This is a genomic window from Mesorhizobium sp. M7A.F.Ca.AU.001.01.1.1 (assembly GCF_004022735.1).
GTDB lineage: Bacteria > Pseudomonadota > Alphaproteobacteria > Rhizobiales > Rhizobiaceae > Mesorhizobium > Mesorhizobium ciceri.
In genome coordinates this window covers 1-2,387 of the sequence record NZ_RZPF01000867.1, presented here as the reverse complement: position 1 = coordinate 2,387, position 2,387 = coordinate 1, and the positions used below count along the sequence as shown (strand labels likewise).

Here is a 2,387-nt window from a genome sequence, read left to right as displayed (position 1 = left end):
GTCATCGACCGCTACGTCGCCGTGCTCAACCCGGCCAGCATCGGCAAGGGTCTGACCTTCTTCACCCGCATCTGGCTGAAGACGCAGGACGAGGACACGATCGAGCATTTCGCCACCGAAGTCGCCAAGCTGCCGCAGGTGATGGAGTGCTATCTGATGCTCGGCGATTGCGACGCCATGGTGCGCGTGGTGGCGGCCGGCATCGACGACTATCGCCGCTTCCAGTCGGAGCATCTGAGCCGCATCAAGGGCGTGCAGAACGTCAAGACCGACGTCCCCAGCCAAACGATCAAATACACGTCGGAACTGCCGGTCTGATCTGCTGAAAACGGCGTCGGGCCAGACTGGATAAAAAATGCAACCGGATTGTAGGATCAGCCTCGCTGCCGGCGTCCTTCGGATGCAAGCAGCGCTGAGCGCTGCCCTCTGGCATGGGAGATTTGAATGAGCTTTTCCTATCGTTGGGTCATCGTCGCGGCTGGCGCGCTGATGTCCTGTGTCGCCATCGGGACGATGTTTTCGCTGGCGATCTTTCTCGAGCCGATGGCGATCGACACCAACTGGTCGCGCGCCGGCATTTCGAGCGCCATGACGCTCAACTTCCTGGTGATGGGCCTTGGCGGCTTCGCCTGGGGCGCGATATCGGACCGTTTTGGCGCCCGCATCGTCGTGATGACCGGCGCGGTTCTGCTCGGGCTGGCGCTGGTGCTGGCCAGCCGGGCCGGTTCGCTGCTGAGCTTCCAGATTACCTATGGCGTGCTGGTCGGCCTCGCGGCAAGCGCCTTTTTCGCGCCGATGATCGCGCTGACCACAGGCTGGTTCGACACCAACCGTAGCCTCGCCGTCTCGCTGGTCTCGGCCGGCATGGGCGTGGCGCCGATGACGATTTCGCCCTTCGCCCGCTGGCTGATCTCCGCCTATGACTGGCGCACCGCCATGTTCGATATCGGCATTACCGCCTGGCTATTGCTGTTGCCGGCGGTGCTGCTGGTGCGCCAACCACCGAAGCCCGTCATGGCCGATACCGGCTCCGCGCCGGTTGCCGAAGGCGCCGGCCTGACGGTCGGCAAGGCGCTGCGCTCACCGCAGTTCATCGTGCTGGGGCTGACCTTCTTTGCCTGCTGTGCGGCGCATTCCGGCCCGATCTTCCATATGGTCAGCTATGCCATGCTGTGTGGCGTCGCCCCCATGGCAGCGGTCTCGATCTACAGTGTCGAAGGCCTGGCAGGCCTCGGCGGCCGGCTCTTCTACGGCGTGCTGGCCGACCGGCTGGGCGTCAAGCCGGTGCTGATCGCGGGCCTGGCGATCCAGGCGATCGTCATTGCCGCCTATCTCTCGATCAGCCGGCTTGAGCAGTTCTACATGCTGGCCGTTATCTTCGGTGCCACCTATGGCGGCGTCATGCCGCTCTATGCGGTGCTGGCGCGCGAATATTTCGGCCAGCGCATCCTCGGCACCGTGTTCGGCGCCGCCACCATGCTGTCCAGCCTCGGCATGGCGCTGGGCCCGCTTGCCGGCGGCATGGTGTTCGACGCCTACGCCAACTATTCCTGGCTGTTCATCGGCTCGGCTCTTATCGGGCTCGGCGCGGTCGGCATCGCCATCGCGTTTCCGCCGCTACCGCGCAGGGAGTTGCAGCCGGCTTAGTCCGCGTCGATTTCCACACCTTGCTGGCCAGGCGCGCAATCAGCCTGGCCCGTTCGGTTCACTGCGGATTCCCCCTTGCGCGAGGCAGCTTACGGCCAACGTTTGCAGGCAAGCGATCTCGACTGAGCTCGCGCATCCAGTCCACGCCAGAGAGGACACCCTGATGGTCGAACATCCGAGTGGAAGCGAAAGCAACAGAATTGCCGCAAGCGCTGTTACCGACGACGATCCGCGTCTTGCATTCATTTATCAGGAAGCAGTGAGAGGTCTCACGCAACAGCAAACCCTTGTGGAGAACATGAGCAGCCGCGCCGGCAGCCTTGTCTTCGCCACCGCCTTCGCAAACTCGTTGCTTGGCGGTGCGGCCCTTTCCAACGGGCTTGGGCCTTGGGACTGGATTGCGGTGGCCCTGCTGTTCGGCATTGGCGGGCTGATCGTCTTCATGCTTTGGCCCTACCACCAATACACATTCCGCTTCGATCCCGAAGAGTTGCTTGATCAATATGTCGACGGCGACAGGCCGACGACGATGTCGGCCATGCGCCGCGCGCTTGCGCTTCGCATCAAGGCGGACATGGCCGGCAACTGGCGAATTATCCAGCGGCTGCGGGTGGCGCTGCAGATTGCGCTGCTGTTTCTGCTGCTCGATATCCTGGCCTGGCTTTTGGCGATTGCAGGCGTTTGAGCCGGAGGGCACACGGGTCCGCCACGGCCCGGCGCTTGACGGACAGGCAACCCAC

The 2,387-nt window shown here is 63.5% G+C and carries 3 protein-coding genes; all 3 read left to right on the top strand.

Annotated features, from left to right (window positions below; genetic code table 11):
- The coding region (locus EN884_RS33130; RefSeq protein WP_164895321.1) for an Lrp/AsnC family transcriptional regulator at positions 1–318 on the top strand (318 nt) is incomplete at its 5' end.
- 126 nt (positions 319–444) lie between these two features.
- Positions 445–1,647 (top strand): MFS transporter, encoded by a 1,203-nt coding sequence (locus EN884_RS33125; protein ID WP_063168772.1) that lies wholly within the window; start codon positions 445–447, stop codon positions 1,645–1,647.
- A gap of 298 nt (positions 1,648–1,945) precedes the next feature.
- Positions 1,946–2,332, top strand: coding sequence for a hypothetical protein (locus tag EN884_RS33120; protein WP_082826532.1), 387 nt, complete (start codon positions 1,946–1,948; stop codon positions 2,330–2,332).
- The last annotated feature ends 55 nt before the right edge of the window (positions 2,333–2,387 follow it).